Raw genomic sequence first — 18,034 nt, forward strand, 5'->3', positions numbered from 1 at the left:
GGACGCCCGCCACGGCATCAGGGCGCTTGCCACGGTGTTTCGCTTACCATGGGCGTCATGTCTGCGGCCCATTCACCCCTGCATCCGTCGGCCCTCGTGGCGGTCCTGATTCCTGCGTTCAACGAGCAGGAGACCGTGGCGGCCGTGGTCGGGGTGGCCCGGCAGTTCGCGCAGGAGGTGGTGGTCGCCTCGGACGGCAGCAGTGACGGCACGGCGCAGGCGGCGCGGCAGGCGGGCGCGGTCGTGGTGGAACTGCCCGAGAACGGCGGGAAGGGCGCGGCCCTGCGCGCTGCCCTGAACGCCACGCAGGCCGAGTTCGTGCTGCTGCTGGACGCCGACCTGACCGGCCTGAGCGCCGCGCACCTTCAGACGCTGCTGGACCCGGTGCAGGCCGGGACGCTGGACATGAGTATCGGCGTGTTCGAGGGGGGCGGGTTCGTGACCGACTGGGGCAACAAGCTCACGCCGCACCTGAGCGGGCAGCGGGCCTGCCGCCGCGACTGGCTGCTGGGCGTGCCCGGCCTGGGCGAGGAGCGCTGGCCGGAGCCTGCCATCACGCGGCACCTGAAGGTGACGGGGGCGCGCTGGGCGTACGTGGACCTGCCGAACGTGGCGCAGGTCGTCAAGGAGAAGAAGCGGGGGTTCTGGCGCGGCGCGGCAGCCCGCACCCGCATGTACGTGTCCCTGCTGACCTACCGCGTGCGCCGCCGCAAATCCTGATACGGACTCCGGTTGAATGGTTTGCACAAACCATTCAACCCGAGCGGAGCGAGTGGGAGCAAAGCGGGTTCCGGGCGTGGAGTTGGCAACTTGGCGCCTTCCCAAGTTGTCAACGAAACAGACGGAATCCGTATGACAGGACCGCCAGCGGTGCGCGGCGACCCGGCTGCCGGTCAGCGCAGCAGGTCGATGCGGGTGCCGTCTGCCGTTTCGTAGCGCACGACGCCCAGGGTCGGCACGAAGTACGTTTTCTGCACGCTGATCTTCCCGGCGGCGGTCGTTTCGGTCTGGATGGTCAGGGCGTTGAAGGTGCCGCCCGCCGTTTTCAGTGGGGTCACGCCTGTCACGGTGGACACGGTCCGGACGGCGCCGTTGCTGCCCTTCCAGGTCATGCCGGGGCTGAGCGGGCCGGGCGGGTACACGTTCAGCGGCTGGGCGTACCAGCTCAGGCGGCCCCCGACGTTCACGCCGCGCAGCCACACGCTGCCGTCCGCGCGGAATTCCAGCAGGTCCTGCGTGTAGGTGGTGCTGCCGTACTGGTGACTGACCGGCACGACCGGCACGCCCCGGTGCGTCACGGCGGCGCCCATGATCTGCGTCTCGCCGCTGGAGTACGTCCAGCGCGTTCCGGCCTTGCGGGGGTAGTAGTTGCTGTCCAGGGCCTGGGCGTTCAGGAGTGCCGCGCCGAGCAGTCCCAGCAGCGGGAGTACGAGGGCGCGGCGGACGGTGGGGCGGGCAGGGGCGGGCATCACCTCCCAGCTTAGTGCCTGCCTCTCACGCGGGCCTGACAGGATGACCACCCCTCCCCCACCGGCCACCCAAACGACAGCCGTGCGGGCCGCGCGGCCCATCCCATCAGGGTGCCGCGCGGGGCCCGCCGTTCACCGCTACCGGGTTACTGTCGCCAGATTACTGTCGCCGGATTACTTCAGGAAGGCCTGGTACCACAGGGCGCTGTCTTTCATCAGGCGTTCCTGGGTGTCGTAATCCACGTAGATCAACCCGAAGCGTTTCTCGTACCCGAAGGCCCACTCGAAGTTGTCCATCAGGGACCACGCGAAGTAGCCGCGCACGTCCACGCCGGCCTGACTGGCGTCCAGCAGGGCATTCAGGTGGGTGCTGAGGAACTCGGTGCGGCGGGGGTCGTGCACGCGATCGCCGCTGCGTTCGTCTGAGAAGGCGGCGCCGTTCTCGGTGATGTAGATGGGCGGCAGGCCGGGGTAGTCGGCTTTCAGGCGCAGCAGCAGGTCGGTCAGGCCCTGGGGGTGAATTTCCCAGCCCATGTCGGTGACGCTGGCTCCCTCGGGCAGCACGCCGCCCTGCGCGCCGATCACGCCGCGCGTGTAGTAGTTGACGCCCAGGAAGTCGTTGTGGGCGCTGATGAGGTTCAGGTCGCCGGTCTGCACGGGGGGGGCGTCGCCGCCGATCTCTTCCCAGGTGTCGGCGGGGTACTCGCCGCGCAGGATGGGGTCCAGGAACCAGCGGTTGAAGCGGCCGTCGGCGTGCCGGGCGGCCCTGATGTCCTCGGGGCGGTCGCTGGCGCTTTCCTGCGGGCCGAGGTTCAGGACGATGCCCGCCTGGGACTGCGGGGCGTGGCGGCGGATTTCGGGCATGGCGAGGCCGTGGCCCAGCATCAGGTGGTGCGCGGCGCTCAGGGCGGCGGCGCGGTCGCGGGTGCCGGGCGCGTGCTCTCCGAGTTCGTAACTCAGGACCGAGGAGCACCACGGTTCGTTCAGGGTGGCGTAGCTGGCCACGCGGTTCCCGAGGCGCTGCGCGACGGCCGCCGAGTACTCGGCGAAGGCGTAGGCCGTGTCGCGGTTCGTCCAGCCGCCCTGGTCCTGCAACACGGCGGGCAGGTCCCAGTGGTACAGCGTGACGTGAGGCTGCACGCCGCGCGCGAGCAGGCCGTCGGTCAGGCGTTCGTAGAAGTCCAGTCCGGCGGCGTTCACGGGGCCGCGTCCGGCGGGCACCACGCGGGGCCACGCGACGCTGAAGCGGTAGGCGTCGACGCCCAGCGCGGCGATCAGGTCGAGGTCCTGTTCCCAGCGGTGGTAGTGGTCGCAGGCGACCGCGCCGCTACTGCCGTCGCTGATGCGGCCGGGTTTGGCGCAGAACACATCCCAGATGCTGGGGCTGCGGCCGTCCTCGCTGGCGGCTCCCTCGATCTGGTACGAGCTGGTGGCGACGCCGAACAGGAAACCGGCGGGGAAGTCCTGGCGGGTCAGTCCGGCGGCGCGGGCCACGGCGCTGGGCGCGGCGGTGTCAGGCGCGGCAATGTCAGGTGCAGCAGTGTCGGTGGTGATGGTGTTCGTCATGGGGCAGCTCCTGCGGGAACGGTGAGGCGGTGGAAGGACGGGCGGGGGCAGTGGCCGAAGGGGCCGGGCCGAATCGGGGGGGGAGTTGGGTCAGCCTTTGGTGGCGCCGGCGGTCAGGCCCTCGATCAGCTGGCGGGACGCCAGGGCAAACAGCACCAGCAGCGGCACGACGGTCAGGGCGACGCCGCACATCAGGGCGCCCCAGTCGGTGTTCGCGATGCCCTGCATGGACCGCAGCGCCAGGGGGGCGGTGAAGGTCTCGGCGGTGCGGAAGATGATCAGCGGCCCCAGGAAGCCGTTCCAGGACTGCACGAACGTCACGAGGCCCAGGGTCGCCATGGCCGGGCCGGTCAGGGGGACGATCACGCGGCGGAAGATACCGAACTCGCTGGCCCCGTCGATGCGGGCCGCCTCGACCAGTTCGCGTGGAATGGAACTGCCGATGTACTGCCGCATCAGGAAGATCCCAAACGCACTGGCCATGCCAGGCACCCACAGGGCGCGGGGCTGGTCAATCCAGCCGAGGGCCTGCATGATCAGGGCGTACGGGACGATGTTCAGCGTGCCGGGGATCAGCATGGTGGCCAGCAGCAGCCCGAACAGCGCCTCGCGGCCCTTGAAGGAGAACATGGCGAAGGCGTACCCGGCCAGCGTGCAGAAGAACAGCGTGAAGCCCGTGGTGAGGACCGCGAGGTACAGGCTGTTCCAGAGGTTGCGCCAGAACGGCACGCGTTCCACGAGGCTGCGGTAGTTCTCGTCGAGGTTACTGCCGAACCAGATGGGGGGCGGCAACTGGAAGATCTCGCTGCGGGTGTGCGTGGCGAACACGAACATGAAGTAGAAGGGCGCGATGGTCAGCAGGGCGCCCAGGGCGATCAGCAGGTACGCGCCGATGCGTTTGCCGTCCAGGGTGGGGGCGGTGCGGGGGGATTTGGCGGCCGGGCGGTCGGGGATGGGGGCGGTGGTCATGGTCAGTCCCTTCCGGCCAGGCCGCTACGGCCGAAGGCGCGGTTGTTCACGAGGGTCAGCACGCCGATCACGATGAACAGCAGCCAGGACATGGCGGCCGCCACACCGGCGTCCGAGTAGGAGGCGTACGTGCGGTACATGTACATCACGGTGGTCAGTCCGGCCTGCCCGGCGCCGCCGCTGCCGTTGGTCAGGATGAACGGCTCCTCGAACAGTTGCAGGCCGCCGATCAGGCTGAGGGTCACGGCGATGAACATGATCGGGCGCAGCAGCGGCAGCGTGATGAAGCGGAACTGCTGGGCGCGGGTGGCGCCGTCCACGCTGGCCGCCTCGTACAGTTCGCGGGGAATGGCCTGCAGGCCGCTGAGGTACAGCAGCATGTTCCAGCCGGTGTAGCGCCACACGACGACCATGGCGACGGCGCTCTGCACGTATTCCTTCTCGCCCAGCCAGTTGATCTTCTCGGCGGGGAACAGCGCGCCGATCAGGGGCAGGCCGCTCAGGGCGTTCAGGACCGAGTTGATCACGCCGTACTGCCAGGAGAACAGCGTGAAGAAGATCACGGAGATCGCCACGATGGACGTGATGTACGGCAGGAAGTACACGGCGGTCACGAGGTTCTGCATGCGCCGCAGGCCGCCCTGGATGGCGAACGCCAGCGGAATGGCGATCAGGTGCTGCGGCAGGCCCGAGAGCAGCGCCAGGACGGCGGTGTTCTTCAGGGACAGCCAGAAGGTGGGGTCGGTCAGGTTGTCGGTGTAGTTACGCAGACCCACGAACTTCATGTCACCCAGGCCGGTGCCCGGCTGCCACTGGTGGAAGCTCAGGAAGGCGTTGAACAGGATCGGGAACAGACCGAACGCGAAGAACAGGATGAAGAATGGGCTGATGAAGATGTACGGCGCGTACCGCCGCTGAAAGTCGCTCCAGCTGGGTTTGCGGCGGGGTTTTGCTGTTTTCAGGGTTGCTTGCATGCCTGTGTTCTCCAGTGCGGCCCGTTCTGCGTGGCGGGTCCGGCGCGGCGACAGCGGGTGATCCGGCAGGATCCCGGTCCGTGGCCGGCAGGGAATGACCGTGGGGGCAGGTCCGGCCCCGCTGAGCGGCGCGGACCTGCCCCCGTCTGGTGCGGGCGAGGCGAGGAGGGGGGTGGACGGCGTCTGCTGGGCGCGCGGCCCGGATGGTCAGTGGGTGGGCTGACCTGACGGCCGGAATCCGCGTGGGTCCTTAGCGGGCGCGGCGGGTGATCAGGTTCTTGGCTTCGGTCAGGGCGGCCGTGATGTCCTTACTGCCGTCCAGCACGCTGGCCAGGGCGTCGTTCACGATCTGTTCGGCGATGGGGTCGAGTTTGTTCACGTCCAGCGGCTGGATTTTCAGGGCGGCCTGACGCCACAGCACGCGGGCTTTCTGGCCGTTCAGGTACGGGACGCCCTCGTTGAACACGGGGTCGTTCCCGGCGGAGCGCAGCGCGGGGAACGCGCCGGTCGTCTTGAACGCCAGGACCTGCTGGTCCCTGTTGGTGGTCAGGTACTTGATGAGCGCCCAGGCTTCGGTCTTGTTCTGGCTCTGCTGCGGAATGGCGTAGAACGAGCCGCCCCAGCTGGCGTAGGTGTTGCCCGGCAGCTGCTGCGAGGCCCACTTGCCGCTGAAGTCCTTGGCCAGCCAGTTCTGCATGTGCCCGACCAGCCACGCGCCGCTGAACTCGGTGGCGAGGTTGCCTTTCTGGAAGGCGGTGGTCCATTCGGGGCTGAAGGCGCTGCCCGCGCGGGCGTCGAGTTTCGCGTCGCGGATCTGCTTGGCGATGGTGAAGGCGCGCACGAACCGGGGGTTCTTGGGGTCGACCAGGACGGTGTTGCTCTTGTCGAAGAACAGGCCCTCGCCGCTCTTGAGGCCGGTGCGCAGGATGATCTGGGCGGCCTCGCCCGCGTCGGGGATCAGGAACGCGCCGGGGTTGGCAGCCAGGACTTTCTTGCCGTTGCTGATGTAGCTTTCCCAGCTGGCGTTCATGGCAGCGGGGCTCACGCCGGCCTTCTTGAGCATGTCGGAGCGGTAGAACATCGCGCCGGGGCCGATGTCGGTGGGCATGCCGACCATGCGGCCGTCCTGGGTCATGGCCTGCGGGTAGGTGTAGGCAATGAACTGGCTGCGGAACTGCCCGGCGTTGTAGGGGGCCTTGCTGATGTCGACCAGGCCGTTGCCTTCCGCGAAGCGGGCGACGTACCCGAAGTCCACGGCGACCACGTCGCTGGCACCCTTGCCGGTGGAGAGTGCGGTGGTCAGGGCGGTGTGGTGGTCGGCGTAGGCCAGCGAGTTGATCTTGACGGTGATGTTCGGGTAGAGCTTGTTGAAGCCGGGCAGCGCGGCTTTCACGACGCTGTCGAGGTCGGGGAACACGCCGACGGTGAGGGTGGTCTTCTGGGCGCTGGCCGTGCCGAGGGCGGCGGTCAGGGCGATGCTCAGGGCCAGGGTCAGACGGGGCAGGGTACGCATGGTGGTTCCTCCGGGTGGGGGGGTGGGGTGCGCGTGCTTGGGGTGAGGGGCGGTGGGACGGCGCAACCGGGTCGGCAGTTCCGGCGGACGCTTGCGGGGCGGCCACAGGTGGATGAAGGTCCGGCCGTCGGTGGCCGGAATTCTGGATGGAACAGTTCTGCTTGACTTGTACTGTAGTCGCCTTATGAAAGCGCTGTCAAGAGCAGCTCGAAGGTGCAGCGAGGGTCTCCTTCCACGTGTCCGAAAAAGTGTCGTCCTGAACAGTTCTGTATCGTTCTACCCGCAGCAGCAAAAAAAGATTGCGCTTTCAGAAAGGCGGAATGAACCCATCCCGGCCAGGGGATGTCTGCCCCACCCAGCCTGCCCCACCCAGCCTGCCTCACCCAGTGAGCCCCGCCTCTCCCTTTCCCCGGTTCATACAACGCGGCCGTCCCCCTCACAGCGGGAAGGGGACGGCCGGGGAGGATCAGGCTGGTGCCTGCCCTCTGGTATCTGCGGGCTGGGAACTACAGGCCGCGCCGACTGGCGACAGATTCGCGCATCATCAGTTCCTGGCGCGGTTCGAAGGGTTCGATCGTCTCGCCGCGCAGGCGGGCCAGGATGAACTGCGCCATCCAGCGGCCCATCTCGGCCATGGGCTGCCGCACGGACGACAGGGGCGGCGTGGCGTACGTCGAGCCGGGCAGGTCGTCGAAGCCCACCAGGGACATGTCGTCGGGCACGCGCAGGCCCAGGCGGTACAGGGCCAGGCGCGCGCCGTACGCCATCTGGTCGTTGGCGCTGAACACGGCCGTCAGGTCGGAATGCTGCTGAAGCAGGCGCTGCATGCCGATCAATCCGCTCGGTTCCTGAAAGTCGCCCTGCACGACCAGGGTGGGGTCGTACTTCAGGCCGCGTTCCTCGAGGGCCTCGCGGTACCCGGTCAGGCGTTCGCGGGCGTCGGCGTGGTCGGAGGGGCCGCTGATGTGCCCGATCACGCGGTGGCCGCGCCCGATCAGGTAGTTGGTCAGGTCGCGGGCGCTCTGGCGGTTGTCCATGTTCAGGGACACGCCCCCGTGGCGGCTCAGGTCGATGTTGCGGCCCAGCACGCCCACGGGCAGACGCGCGGACAGGGCGTGCAGGTCGTGGTCCGGCAGTTGCCCGCCCAGGATGATCATGCCCTCGACCCGGCGGTTAAGCAGCAGTTCCACGGCGTGTTCTTCCTCGGCGGTGCGCCAGTGGCCGCTGATGATGATGGGTGAGTACCCGCTGCCCATCAGTCCCTGCTCGATGCCGCTCAGGGCGTCGTTGTAGAAGGGACTGGCGATGTCGGGGGTCAGGACGCCCACGCTGCCGGACGCGCCGGTGGCGAGGCTGCGGGCGAAGGTGTTGGGCGTGTACCCGAGTTTCTCGATGGCCTGCCGGACCTGCGTGGCCTTGTTGTCGCGCACGCGGGCGGTACCGTTCAGGATGCGGGAGACCGTGCTGGGCGATACGCCGGCCTCGCGGGCCACCTCGGTCAGGGTGACGGCGCGGGTCATGCCGGGCACGCTTTCAGGGCGGACGCGTCCGCTGGCGGGCGGGTGATACAGACTCCGGTTGAAAGGTTTGCAAAAACTTTCAACCCGAGCGGAGTGAGCAGGAGAGAAACGGGTTCCGGGCGTGGAGTTGGCAATCCGGCGCATTGGCGGGTTGTCAACGAAACAGACGGAATCCGTATGAGTCGTGATGGGCGGGACATGCACGGCAGTATATCTGAAAGCGCTTTCAGAATAGCAAGAGGGACCGTTACGGCAAGCGGGAGAGCCGCAGCCCGCCTTCTCCCACCCGCGTTACTCCTGGTCCTTACCCAGTTCGTTGCCGCGCCGGGTGGCCTGCACCACCGCTTCCATCAGCGCGCCGCGCACGCCGGCCTTCTCCAGCGCCGCCAGACCCGCGATGGTCGTGCCGCCGGGACTGGCGACCTCGTCTTTGAGCAGGCCCGGATGCGCCCGCAGTTGCAGCAGCTCGCCGGTCGAGACGAGCAGCTTGGCGGCCAGTTCGTTTGCCAGGGGGCGCGGCAGGCCCATGCGCACGCCACCGTCGGCCAGCGCCTCGGCGACCACGGCCACGTAGGCGGGTCCGCTGGCGCTCATGCCGGTAAAGGCGTTGAACAGGTGCTCGGGCAGCTCGTAGGCGTCCCCGACCGCCGCGAACAGCGTGCGCGCGAACGCCAGATCACCCGCGTCCGTCGCCTCACGCGGGCCGGTGATGGCCGTCTGACTGCGCCCGATGGTCGCCGCGAGGTTCGGCATGACCCGCACCACCCGGCGCGTGCCCAGGCGGCGGGTCAGGGCCGCCACGCTGACACCGGCCATGGTGCTGATGTACCCGGCGTTCTCCTGCGCCAGCCAGTCGGCGGCCTCCATGAACACGCGGGGTTGCAGGCTCACCAGGATGCGTTCGGTGCCCGGCAGGTCGGCAGGCGTGACGACCTGAGCGCCGGTCCGGGCGGCAATCTCGGTCACGCGCGCCGTGTTCAGGTCCAGCAGCCCGATCTCGGACGGGGCGATCACGCCGCGCGAGGTCACGCCCTCCAGCAGAGCCAGTCCGAGTTTCCCGACGCCAACGATCACGAGCTTCATGCGGGTCAGTATAGGTGCGCGCCCTGCGGGCCCGGCCCGCCCGCCGTCATTTGTGCAGACGGCCCGCCCCGCGTGCTGCCCCGCGCGGCAGGCCCTACAGCAGGGAGTCGTCGAAGGGGTCGGGCAGCGCGGGCGGCGCGGCGCGGCTGGCCATCAGGTCCATGAACGCCTGCACGAGCGCCGGATCGAGGTGCGTGCCCGCCATGCGCCGCAGCTCACGCAGGCTGTCGCGCGGGCTCCAGGGGGCCTTGTAGGGCCGCTCGCTGGTCAGGGCGTCGAAGATGTCCACCACCGCGAACAGGCGCGCCAGCAGCGGAATGTTCTGCCCGCTCAGGCCGTCCGGGTAACCCTGACCGTCCCAGCGTTCATGGTGGTGGCGCACCACCTGAAGCACTTCGGGTGGCACGAGGCCCTGCTCGCGCAGCAGCGTCTCGCCGATGGTGACGTGCTGACGCATCCACTGCCGCTCGGCGCTACTGAGTTCTCCCTGCTTGTGCAGCACGTCGTCCGGAATGGCGATCTTGCCCAGGTCGTGCAGGTACGCGCCCCAGCGCAGGTGCGAGAGCTGGGTGCTGGTCAGGTCCAGCCGCTGCCCCAGTTGCAACGCGAGATCCGTCACGCGGTCGGTGTGGCCCTTGGTTTCGTAACTGCGGTATTCCAGCACGCGGCCCAGCACCCGGAAGGTCTTCTCGCGCACCCGCGCGAGGTCCCGCAGCGACCGCTGCCGCTCTCCGGCCTTCCCGACCTCGGTGGCCAGCACCTTGAGCAGCGGCGCGACTTCCGGCGCGGGCGGCGCGGGACTGTGCAGCAGCACCATGACGCCGCCGACCGTTCCGGCGTACCCGACTGGCGTGACGCTCAGGAACGCGGGAACGGCGCGGCCCTGTGTGCCCGGGATGTCGGCCGCCTGCTGGCGCGGCTCACCCGCGCGCGCGGCTCCCAGCAGCACTGCCTGCGCCTGCGCGCTCCACAGGCCCCGCGTGTCGCCCGCCGAGGCGGTCAGGTCCGCTGCGCTGAACCCGCCGGCTCCCGACTGGGATGGGTCAGACGGCATTCCCGACCACAGGCCGCCCGCCGGGAGGGTCAGCAGCGCGCCCCCCACGGCCCCGCTGGTTTCCAGCAGGTGGTGCAGGCCCCGCCCGGCCATCTGGGACGGCACCTGACTGTCCCCGACGCTGTCGAGCACGCTGATCAGCGTCGGCGAGAGCGTCGGGTCGTGGGGACGGCGGCGTTCCAGGCCGCGCGGGCCGGCCGCGTGAATGGGGTCGCGGGCGGCGGCGCGCAGCACGTCCCAGGTCAGTTCGGCCGGGTCCGACAGCCACGGCTGCGGGCAGCGGCGCATCTGGAACACCCACGCGACCGGCGGCAGGCCACCGCTGTTCAGGGGCAGCATCAGCGTGCGGGTCAGGCCCAGCGGGTCCAGGTCCAGGAGCAGCGGCGAGCAGCGGCTCAGCGGTCCGGCGTGCACGTCCGGCGGGCCGGGCGCGGGGCGTGGGCCGCTGAGCAACGGGGGGCGCAGGTACCGCTGCGCGGCGTGCAGGCCCGGCCAGTCGAGGGTCCCGGCGCTCAGGAGCGGCCCACCGCGCACGGAGATCAGGGCCGCGCCGTCCGCCCGGACGAGGCGCATCGCGGCCTGCAGGGTCGCCTCGGGCAGCGCGTGCCCGTCGCGCAGCAGGTGCGCGGCGCGCTGCAGGTCCACTGCCAGCCGCGCCGAACGGGTCTGGCGCAGCAGCGTCGTGTGCGCGTTGGCAGCGTGCGCCGAGGCGTGCAGCGCCTGGGCCGCCGCGTGCGCCTGCGGTCCCGGCGCGGAGCGCAGCCACAGTCGGCCCAGCGTGGCCTGCGGCGGCCCGATCAGCAGGGTGTGTCCGTCCTCGCTGACGGCTTTCAGGTCCGTCAGCTCGGCCGGGCTGCGCGGGTCCGGGGACGCCGGGCCGGGGTCAGGGAGGTCCGGTTCGGCGGACAGGTCGAACAGTTCGTGGCCGTCACTGAGCTGCGCGCGGTGCACGCCGGCCCGCGCCAGGAAGGACCGCGCCCGCTGAAGCGCCGGACCGGGCGTGAGCGTCAGGCACGGCAGCAGGTCGGCCGGGATGTCGGCAGGCTGCATCAGGTGCAGGTGCCCGGCCGGGCGGCGCGCTCCGGCCGGGGCACCGCTTCTCGGCACTTCCGGCGCGGTCCAGTCGAGCAGCAGGTCCGCGACCGGGCCGTCACGCACCAGGGCTGGCCGCAGCGTGGCCCGCCCCCCGGCGCGGCCGGCCCCCGGGACCCGCACCGGCAGGTGGGGGGGCAGGCGTAGTGCCACCGTTTCTCCCCAGGAGGCGCGGTGCAGGTCCAGCACCCCGGCGGTCAGCAGCCACACCTGCGCGGCGCGGCGGGCGGCGGCGGGCGCGGCCGGGTCGAGTTGCGGGGCCGTGTCACGGCGCAGGGTCAGGTGCAGCGAGGTCCGCGCGCCGTTCACAGGCCGCCGGACGTCGCTGCCGGACCGGTCACCGGGCTGCCCCGTGGTGTGCTGCGCTGCGTTCTGCACCGTTCTCGTTCCTCCCGGACCCACTTCACCCGCTGGGGGTGTCACCGAAGGCAGTCTAAGCGGAGGGCCGCCGAATGTGAAGGACTTCATAATGATGCCGCCGGGGGGGGCCGGCCCCTGCCCGGAAGAATCCAGAGGAGAGGCGGGCAATCCGGCAGCGTGCGTGCTGGCCGCCAAAATCCGGCGTGCCGGGCGGCGTCCGGCCGGGGCGTTACGGTACACTTCAGCGCATGCTGGTCTACCACCTTCCCGGAACGTTCGAAACGCGCGAGGATCACCTCGACCTGCTGTGGGAGGCCGGCGCGACCGGCCTGGAGGAACGCGCCGGCCTGATCCGCGCGTACTTCGACACGCAGACCGACCTGCCCGCCGACATCAGCGACGGCGAGTGGCGAGACGAGGCCGATCAGGACTGGCAGGCGGAATTCAAGGCGAACCTGCGGCCCGTGCCTGCCGGGCGCGTGACCATCGTGCCGCCGTGGCTGCGCGCCGAGGTGCCATCCACCCAGGTGCTGCTGATCATCGAGCCGGGCATGGCCTTCGGGACCGGGCATCACGCGACCACCCGCATGGCCGTCGAGGCGCTCTCGGCGCTGGACCTGGACGAGCAGACGGTGCTGGACGTGGGCACCGGCAGCGGCGTGCTGGCCATCGCGGCGGCGCTGCTGGACGCCCGCTACGCGCTGGGCGTGGATATCGACCCGGTCACCATTCCGATTGCCACGGAGAACGCGGAGCAGAACGGCGTTCCGACAGGCCGCGCGGCGTTCATGGTGGGCACGCTGGGCGACGACCTGCCGGGCGACGTGGTCACGGACGGCGTGTTCGACGTGCTGGTCGCCAACCTGTACGCGGAACTGCATGACCTGCTGGTGGGCGCGTATGTGGGGCACCTGCGCGCGGGCGGGCCGCTGATCCTGACCGGCATCCTGGTCAGCAAACTGCCGCTGGTTCACGAGGCGCTGGACCGCGAGGGCTTCACGGACGTGCAGGTGCGCACGGACGGCGACTGGGCACTCGTGACCGCCCGCAACGCATGAGCCCCGACCAACCCCATGCCGACCAGCCCAGCGCCAATCAGCCCCGTGCCGATCTGCCCCGCCACCGGGTGCGGGTCCCGGCCCTCTCGGCGGTCATGACGCTGGGGCCGGGCGAGGCGCGGCACCTGCACGTCCTGCGCCTGCGGGCCGGGGACGCCCTGCGCGTGTTCGACGGTCAGGGCGCCGAGGCGCTGGCCACCCTCACCGAGCTGGAGGAAGTGCGGGCCACGCTGCACCTGGGCGAGGCCATCGAGACGCACCTGGAAACGCCATACCCGGTCACGCTGGCCGTGGCCCTCCTGAAGGGCGACAAGCTGAGCGACGTGGTGCGCGCCGCCACGGAACTCGGCGTGAGTGCCGTGCAGCTGACCGTCACGGCCCGCGCGGACGCCCGCGAGATCGGCGCGCAGAAACTCGAACGCCTGAACCGCGTGGCGCAGGAGGCCGCCAAGCAGTCGCGCCGCAGCGTGATTCCACCCGTGCTGGCCCCCATTCCGCTGGCGGGCGTGCCGCTGGCCGGGCAGGTGTTCGTCGCGCAGCCCGGTTCGAACACCCGCCTGACCGACGTGCTCGACTGGTCGGCGCCCGTGACCCTGATCACCGGCCCGGAAGGCGGCCTGACCGACGCCGAGGTCGCGCGGCTGGTGGCGGGCGGCGCGCACGCGGTGACGCTGGGGCCGCGCATCCTGCGGGCCGAAACGGCCCCGGTCGCGCTGCTGGGCGCCATCGCCGCACTGGGGTTGTAGAAACGGGGGTTGTCGGCCGTTACGGCGTGGGCGCCGCCTGCACGTACGGCACGAGTTGCCGCCAGGACTGCACGTTCCCGATCTGCACGGTCACGAAGCGTTCCAGCGCCCGCCACAGCGCGGGCCGCTGCGCGGGTGGCAGTGGAGCGTCCATGCTGGCGCGCACGGTGCGGCGGGCCACGCCCCGCAGAAACTCCAGCGCGTCGGGCGGGTAGGGGGGCAGCGCGGCGCAGTCACGGCACAGCAGTTGCCCGCCCAGCGGGTCCGGGTGCGCCGGTTCGGGCGCGCGGCAGCGGGCGCAGTGCGCGGTCTGCGGGATGAATCCGGCCAGGGCCAGCAGTTTGTAACTCATGACCAGCGCCACCCATTCCGGGTCCGGCTGGTGCGCCACGCCGCGCAGCGCACCCGCGAACAGCTCGAAGGCCTGCTCGCTGAACTCGCCTTCCTGGAACAGCGCGTCGGCGAATTCGGCCATCAGGTGCGCGAAGGCGTAGCGTTCCGGCTGCGCCAGGGTGGGCAGCGCGCCCTCCAACACGGCCTGCTGCACGCTGGCAAGGTCGTTCTGCGGCCCCTGGTACACCTGCACGTGCACGTGGTGGAACAGGTTCAGGCGGCTGGCGAGCGGGCCGCGCACCCCGCCGCGCGCCACGGCTTTCAGTTTGCCCTGCGGGGTCAGCAGCGAGAGCAGGATATCCCCGGCGGGCGTCACGCGGCGGCGGATGACGATGCCGCTGCGGTTGGCGGTGCGGGACCTCAAGGGCGCTGCCTGCGTGGGGGGGTGGTGCGGGGCAGGAGGCAGGTCACAGCTTCCAGTTTACTGCGCCTGTGCGGGCGGCCCTGTGCCCGTTTCCACTTTGCTGCGCGGCGTTCCCTTCTACACTGGGCACGATGAACGACCCGCACCAGAAGGGAGCCCCCACGCGGGCGCACGACGTCAGGGATCTGCTGCGCGAACTGTTCCCGGACACGCACCGTGAACTGTTCGGCGAGCAGGACGCCGCGCGGCCCGCCCCGACCACGCTGGGCCTGTACCCGGTCGCGGACGGCCGGCTGGCGCTGGTGCACGGCGAGCAGCTGGCCGAGTTCACGCCGCTGGACCCGAAAACGCGTGGCGTACTGCACTGCGACCTGTGCCATTACACCCGCAGCCGCAGCGAGGCCGCGCTGTACCGCGTGCAGGTCGCCGCGCGCCGCACGCGGTATATGACGCTGTGCACCGCCACCGAGGGCTGCCAGAAACGCGCGGGCACGCGCGGGCTGGAATCCCTGGCGGGCCGCATCTTCCCTATCGAGCCGATCGGTCCCGGCGATCACTGATACGAACTCCGATTGAATGGCTTGCAAAGCCGTTCAATCCGAGCGGAGCGAGTGGGAGCAAAACGGGTTCCGGGCGTGGAGTTGGCAAGCCGGTGCCGTTCCGGGTTGTCAACCTCGGGTGCTAGGGAATACTGCATATCGGGATGTGTCCCACACAACTTTTTTAGAGATGGAGTATTAGACGGGTTCTCCTGTGGACGTATTTAAAGCATACTGTTTGCCCAATAACTAATTAGCGAAGTCATGGTGCGTTACATGAGATGCAGGGACTCGTCGAAAAACCCTGTCCTAAACGGAATTTTTTCGATCAGCGCCAAATGTGACGCGGCGCGAATAGCTAGCACCCGAGGTTATCAACGAAACAGACGGAACCCGTATGAAGGTGACGGCCTGGTGCCCGTGACTCCCTGGCCCCACTGCGCTGAAATGCGGATGCGCGGGGCGCGGGCGTGTGATCTGCTGCACCCCATGAGCGAGAACACCCCGCTGCCCTCCGCGCAGGAAACCCGCGCCGACCTGTCATTCCGGGATCTGTCGTTCCAGGATCTGGGCACCGCCGGGTACGCGGCCCTGCTGACGCTGGCACACCCGGAGAAACCCACGGACGCCGTGAGCCTGGAGCGGCTGGCGGCGGGACGACTGCCGGGCGAGCATCACTCGCAGCGCGGGGCGTTCCTGGACGGCGCACTGGTCGGGGCGGTGCAGACGGGCGTGCCGGGCATGGATAACCACGACGGGTGGCTGGACCTGACGGTCACGCTGCACCCGGAGTACCGCCGCTCCGCGCTGGCCGACTCACTGGTCGAGTACGGCCTGGACATGCTGCGCGCGGCGGGCGCGCGGGTGGCCGTCACGCGCCTGCGGGAGGGCTGGTGGGAGACCGGGCACCTGCTACGGCGCGGCTGGGCGGAACACGACCGCATGTGGATGAACACCCTGGACCTGCGCACCCTGGACTTCGCGGCGTTCGCGGACGAGGAGGCCCGCGCCCTGGCGAGCGGCGTGCGCGTCGTGTCGCTGGCCGACCTGACCGCCCCCGGCGCGGACCCCTGGGACACGCAGCCGCACGAGCACTACGACCTGATCCGCGCCCTGTTGACCGACGTGCCCAGCGCGACACCCGTGCAGGTCTGGCCGTTCGAGGTCTGGCGGATGCGGATGCCGCAGCGCGAACTGGACCCGCGCGGCCTGATGATTGCCGTCGCCCCGGACGGCACGTGGGTGGGCACCAGTCAGCTGGCGCAGGTGCTGACCGCCCAGCCGGGCCACCTGCACAACGGCCTGACCGGCGTGCGCCGCGAGTGGCGCGGCCACGGCCTTGGCCTCGCCCTGAAACTCGCGGCGGCCCGCGCGGCCCTGGCACGCGGCTTCACGCACTCGCACACCGGCAACCACACCGGGAACGCGCCCATGCTGGCCATCAACGACCGCCTGGGCTTCACGCGCGAGGCGGCGACCGTCACCCTGAAGCGGGCCGTGGAGGGTGGTCAGTAGGAAGCGAAGCGGCGCCCGCCTTCAGCGCGTCCCGCTGCCCGCCTGCTGCGTCCCGCGCGTGTTCGTGAGCAGCATGGCGTCGCCCAGCGAGTAGAAGCGGTACTCACCGTGCAGGGCGGCGTCGTAGGCGGCCTGAATGCGGTCCTCTCCGGCGAAGGCCGCCACGAGCAGCAGCAGGGTGCTGCCGGGCAGATGCAGGTTGGTGATCAGCAGGTCCGGGACGTTCACGGGCGTGCCGGGCGTGATGAAGATGCGGGTGTCGCCCTCGCCCGAGCGGACCTGCGTGCCGTCCCAGGCGCTTTCCAGGGTGCGGACGGTGGTGGTGCCGACCGCGATGACGCGCCGTCCGGAGGCGCGGGCGCGGTTGATAGCCTGCGCCGCGTCCGGCGTTACCGAGTACCGTTCGGCGTGCATGGTGTGCTCGGCGACGGGGCCGGTGACGGGTTTGAAGGTCCCGGCCCCGACGTGCAGGGTGACGGTGGTGCGTTCCACCCCGGCGGCGTCCAGTGCCGAGAGCAGGTCCGGCGTGAAGTGCAGTCCGGCGGTGGGGGCGGCCACGCTACCGGGCGCGCGGGCGTACACGGTCTGGTAGCGTTCACGCCACGTGTCGTCGCTGCCGCCGGGGTCGATGTACGGCGGGAGCGGCAGGCGGCCGATGTCGTCCAGGTGGGGTTTGATGTCGTGGTCGAAGGCCAGGATACGGGCGCCGTCCTCCAGTTGTCCGACCACGCGGGCGCGCTGGCGGTGCTCGCCGTCACCCAGCCACAGTTCGTTGCCGGCGCGGCGGGCGGGTTTCAGGTACGCGCTCCACAGGTGCGGGCCGTGTTCGGCACTCAGGTCCGGGAGGTCCTCCTCGCGCAGCAGCAGGACTTCCACCTGCCCGCCTCCATGTCCGGCGGCGTCCACGGGTTTGCGGGCCATGACGCGCGCCGGGATGACGCGGCTCTCGTTGAACACCAGCAGGTCGCCGGGGCGCAGCAGGCCCGGCAGGTCCCGGAACACGTGGTGCGTGACGGTCTGCCCCGCGACCATCAGTCGGGAGGCGTCGCGGGGTTCCGCGCCGGTCTGCGCGATGCGTTCGGGCGGCAGGTCGAAGTTCAGGCGGGCCAGGGTCGCGTCGGCGTGCGCGGCCTGCTCGGCGCTCAGGGTGGTGACGGGCGACATGCTGCCGGGGGGCGGAGATTCGGGCGACATGAAGCCTTACTCCTCGGTCTTGCTGGCCTTCGGCGTGCGCGCGGGCATCAGGCCGCCCTCGATGTCGGGCAGGTGCGTGAAGCGGTCGGCGGCGTCGATGAGTTTCTGCGCGGTGTGCTCGCGGAACGCGATGACTTCCACGCGCTTGCCGCGCTCCTGAAGCACTTCGACGATGTCGGTGTAGTCGCCGTCGCCGCTGCCCAGCACGATGATGTCCATGGAGTCCATCATGCGGACCATGTCGGCCACGATGCCCATGTCCCAGTTGCCCTCGTAGATGGCCTTGCCGCCGTCGGTAACGTGGTGCAGCGTGAGGTTCATGCGCCGCACCTTGAAGCCCAGCGTGGACAGTTTGTAGATGAACGGGCGGGCGGTCGCCTCGTTCTCGCGTTCCACGGTGTAACTGATGGCGTGCACGAGTTCGCGTTCGTGCGTGGCGACGTTCAGGATCGTCTCGAAGTTCACGGTGCGTTCCAGCAGATCGCGGGCCGAGTGGTAGAGGTTCTGGGTGTCGATAAACACCCCGACGCGCGGACGGTGGACGATGTACTGCATTGAAGTTCTCCTGTTGGGTGGTGCCTGGATTGGGCAGGGCGCAGATTGGGCCGAAATCGGATTGGGCAGG

Annotated in this window: 16 protein-coding genes; 5 read left to right on the forward strand and 11 right to left on the reverse strand. The window is 70.0% G+C overall.

Annotated elements, in window-relative coordinates:
- Nucleotides 1–57 precede the first annotated feature (57 nt).
- On the forward strand, nt 58–720 hold the full coding sequence (locus M8445_RS14100) for a glycosyltransferase family 2 protein (RefSeq protein WP_273988539.1): 663 nt from the start codon (nt 58–60) through the stop codon (nt 718–720).
- Between the two features lie 173 nt (nt 721–893).
- On the opposite strand, the gene M8445_RS14105 is transcribed toward M8445_RS14100, so the two are convergent.
- From M8445_RS14105 to M8445_RS14140, 8 genes are all read right to left on the reverse strand, one after another.
- Nucleotides 894–1,469 (reverse strand): hypothetical protein, encoded by a 576-nt coding sequence (locus M8445_RS14105; protein ID WP_273988540.1) that lies wholly within the window; start codon nt 1,467–1,469, stop codon nt 894–896.
- 174 nt (nt 1,470–1,643) lie between these two features.
- On the reverse strand, nt 1,644–3,035 hold the full coding sequence (locus M8445_RS14110; RefSeq protein WP_273988541.1) for a GH1 family beta-glucosidase: 1,392 nt from the start codon (nt 3,033–3,035) through the stop codon (nt 1,644–1,646).
- 90 nt (nt 3,036–3,125) lie between these two features.
- Nucleotides 3,126–4,004, reverse strand: coding sequence for a carbohydrate ABC transporter permease (locus M8445_RS14115; protein ID WP_273988542.1), 879 nt, complete (start codon nt 4,002–4,004; stop codon nt 3,126–3,128).
- A gap of 2 nt (nt 4,005–4,006) precedes the next feature.
- Nucleotides 4,007–4,978: a carbohydrate ABC transporter permease gene (locus tag M8445_RS14120; RefSeq protein WP_273988544.1), complete on the reverse strand. Its 972-nt coding sequence runs from the start codon at nt 4,976–4,978 to the stop codon at nt 4,007–4,009.
- Between the two features lie 250 nt (nt 4,979–5,228).
- Entirely contained in the window at nt 5,229–6,491 is a 1,263-nt protein-coding gene (locus M8445_RS14125) for an ABC transporter substrate-binding protein (protein WP_273988545.1), read from the reverse strand.
- Between the two features lie 506 nt (nt 6,492–6,997).
- Nucleotides 6,998–8,011, reverse strand: coding sequence for a LacI family DNA-binding transcriptional regulator (locus M8445_RS14130; RefSeq protein ID WP_273988546.1), 1,014 nt, complete (start codon nt 8,009–8,011; stop codon nt 6,998–7,000).
- A gap of 291 nt (nt 8,012–8,302) precedes the next feature.
- Complete coding sequence (proC, locus tag M8445_RS14135; RefSeq protein WP_273988548.1) at nt 8,303–9,094, reverse strand: pyrroline-5-carboxylate reductase; 792 nt, start codon at nt 9,092–9,094, stop codon at nt 8,303–8,305.
- A 94-nt stretch (nt 9,095–9,188) separates the two neighbouring features.
- Nucleotides 9,189–11,663 carry an HD-GYP domain-containing protein gene (locus M8445_RS14140; RefSeq protein ID WP_273988549.1) on the reverse strand — a complete coding sequence of 825 codons (2,475 nt, stop codon included), beginning with the start codon at nt 11,661–11,663 and terminating at the stop codon, nt 9,189–9,191.
- Nucleotides 11,664–11,848: 185 nt separating this feature from the next.
- Here M8445_RS14140 and M8445_RS14145 point away from each other — a divergent pair, with 185 nt between their 5' ends.
- Complete coding sequence (locus M8445_RS14145) at nt 11,849–12,658, forward strand: 50S ribosomal protein L11 methyltransferase (RefSeq protein WP_273988550.1); 810 nt, start codon at nt 11,849–11,851, stop codon at nt 12,656–12,658.
- On the forward strand, nt 12,655–13,404 hold the full coding sequence (locus tag M8445_RS14150) for a 16S rRNA (uracil(1498)-N(3))-methyltransferase (protein WP_273988551.1): 750 nt from the start codon (nt 12,655–12,657) through the stop codon (nt 13,402–13,404). Before M8445_RS14145 ends, M8445_RS14150 begins: the two co-directional genes overlap by 4 nt.
- Before the next feature lie 19 nt (nt 13,405–13,423).
- Here the strand turns inward: M8445_RS14150 and recO are convergent, their stop codons facing one another.
- Nucleotides 13,424–14,161 (reverse strand): DNA repair protein RecO, encoded by a 738-nt coding sequence (gene recO / locus M8445_RS14155; protein WP_273988552.1) that lies wholly within the window; start codon nt 14,159–14,161, stop codon nt 13,424–13,426.
- A 131-nt stretch (nt 14,162–14,292) separates the two neighbouring features.
- Between recO and M8445_RS14160 the strand changes: the two genes are divergently transcribed.
- Both M8445_RS14160 and M8445_RS14165 read left to right on the forward strand, forming a co-directional pair.
- A complete protein-coding gene (locus M8445_RS14160; protein ID WP_273988553.1) occupies nt 14,293–14,721 on the forward strand; it encodes a hypothetical protein in 429 nt (142 codons plus the stop codon).
- Between the two features lie 468 nt (nt 14,722–15,189).
- A complete protein-coding gene (locus tag M8445_RS14165) occupies nt 15,190–16,215 on the forward strand; it encodes a GNAT family N-acetyltransferase (RefSeq protein WP_273988555.1) in 1,026 nt (341 codons plus the stop codon).
- 21 nt (nt 16,216–16,236) lie between these two features.
- Here the strand turns inward: M8445_RS14165 and queA are convergent, their stop codons facing one another.
- Nucleotides 16,237–17,379 carry a tRNA preQ1(34) S-adenosylmethionine ribosyltransferase-isomerase QueA gene (gene queA, locus M8445_RS14170; RefSeq protein ID WP_273990925.1) on the reverse strand — a complete coding sequence of 381 codons (1,143 nt, stop codon included), beginning with the start codon at nt 17,377–17,379 and terminating at the stop codon, nt 16,237–16,239.
- Nucleotides 17,380–17,415: 36 nt separating this feature from the next.
- Nucleotides 17,416–17,964, reverse strand: a complete 549-nt coding sequence (locus M8445_RS14175; protein ID WP_189062995.1) for a LabA-like NYN domain-containing protein — start codon at nt 17,962–17,964, stop codon at nt 17,416–17,418.
- Between the last annotated feature and the right edge of the window lie 70 nt (nt 17,965–18,034).

It is taken from the genome of Deinococcus aquaticus (assembly GCF_028622095.1).
Lineage (GTDB): Bacteria > Deinococcota > Deinococci > Deinococcales > Deinococcaceae > Deinococcus > Deinococcus aquaticus.

Excerpts from the sequence above, each read along its gene's own strand:
- queA (WP_273990925.1), bottom strand. The coding sequence starts at position 17,379 with ATGTCGCCCGTCACCACCCTGAGCGCCGAGCAGGCCGCGCACGCCGAC.
- M8445_RS14165 (WP_273988555.1), top strand. The coding sequence starts at position 15,190 with ATGAGCGAGAACACCCCGCTGCCCTCCGCGCAGGAAACCCGCGCCGAC.
- M8445_RS14110 (WP_273988541.1), bottom strand. The coding sequence starts at position 3,035 with ATGACGAACACCATCACCACCGACACTGCTGCACCTGACATTGCCGCG.
- M8445_RS14175 (WP_189062995.1), bottom strand. The coding sequence starts at position 17,964 with ATGCAGTACATCGTCCACCGTCCGCGCGTCGGGGTGTTTATCGACACC.
- proC (WP_273988548.1), bottom strand. The coding sequence starts at position 9,094 with ATGAAGCTCGTGATCGTTGGCGTCGGGAAACTCGGACTGGCTCTGCTG.
- M8445_RS14120 (WP_273988544.1), bottom strand. The coding sequence starts at position 4,978 with ATGCAAGCAACCCTGAAAACAGCAAAACCCCGCCGCAAACCCAGCTGG.
- M8445_RS14125 (WP_273988545.1), bottom strand. The coding sequence starts at position 6,491 with ATGCGTACCCTGCCCCGTCTGACCCTGGCCCTGAGCATCGCCCTGACC.
- M8445_RS14160 (WP_273988553.1), top strand. The coding sequence starts at position 14,293 with ATGAACGACCCGCACCAGAAGGGAGCCCCCACGCGGGCGCACGACGTC.
- M8445_RS14145 (WP_273988550.1), top strand. The coding sequence starts at position 11,849 with ATGCTGGTCTACCACCTTCCCGGAACGTTCGAAACGCGCGAGGATCAC.
- M8445_RS14150 (WP_273988551.1), top strand. The coding sequence starts at position 12,655 with ATGAGCCCCGACCAACCCCATGCCGACCAGCCCAGCGCCAATCAGCCC.
- M8445_RS14100 (WP_273988539.1), top strand. The coding sequence starts at position 58 with ATGTCTGCGGCCCATTCACCCCTGCATCCGTCGGCCCTCGTGGCGGTC.
- M8445_RS14130 (WP_273988546.1), bottom strand. The coding sequence starts at position 8,011 with ATGACCCGCGCCGTCACCCTGACCGAGGTGGCCCGCGAGGCCGGCGTA.
- M8445_RS14105 (WP_273988540.1), bottom strand. The coding sequence starts at position 1,469 with ATGCCCGCCCCTGCCCGCCCCACCGTCCGCCGCGCCCTCGTACTCCCG.
- M8445_RS14115 (WP_273988542.1), bottom strand. The coding sequence starts at position 4,004 with ATGACCACCGCCCCCATCCCCGACCGCCCGGCCGCCAAATCCCCCCGC.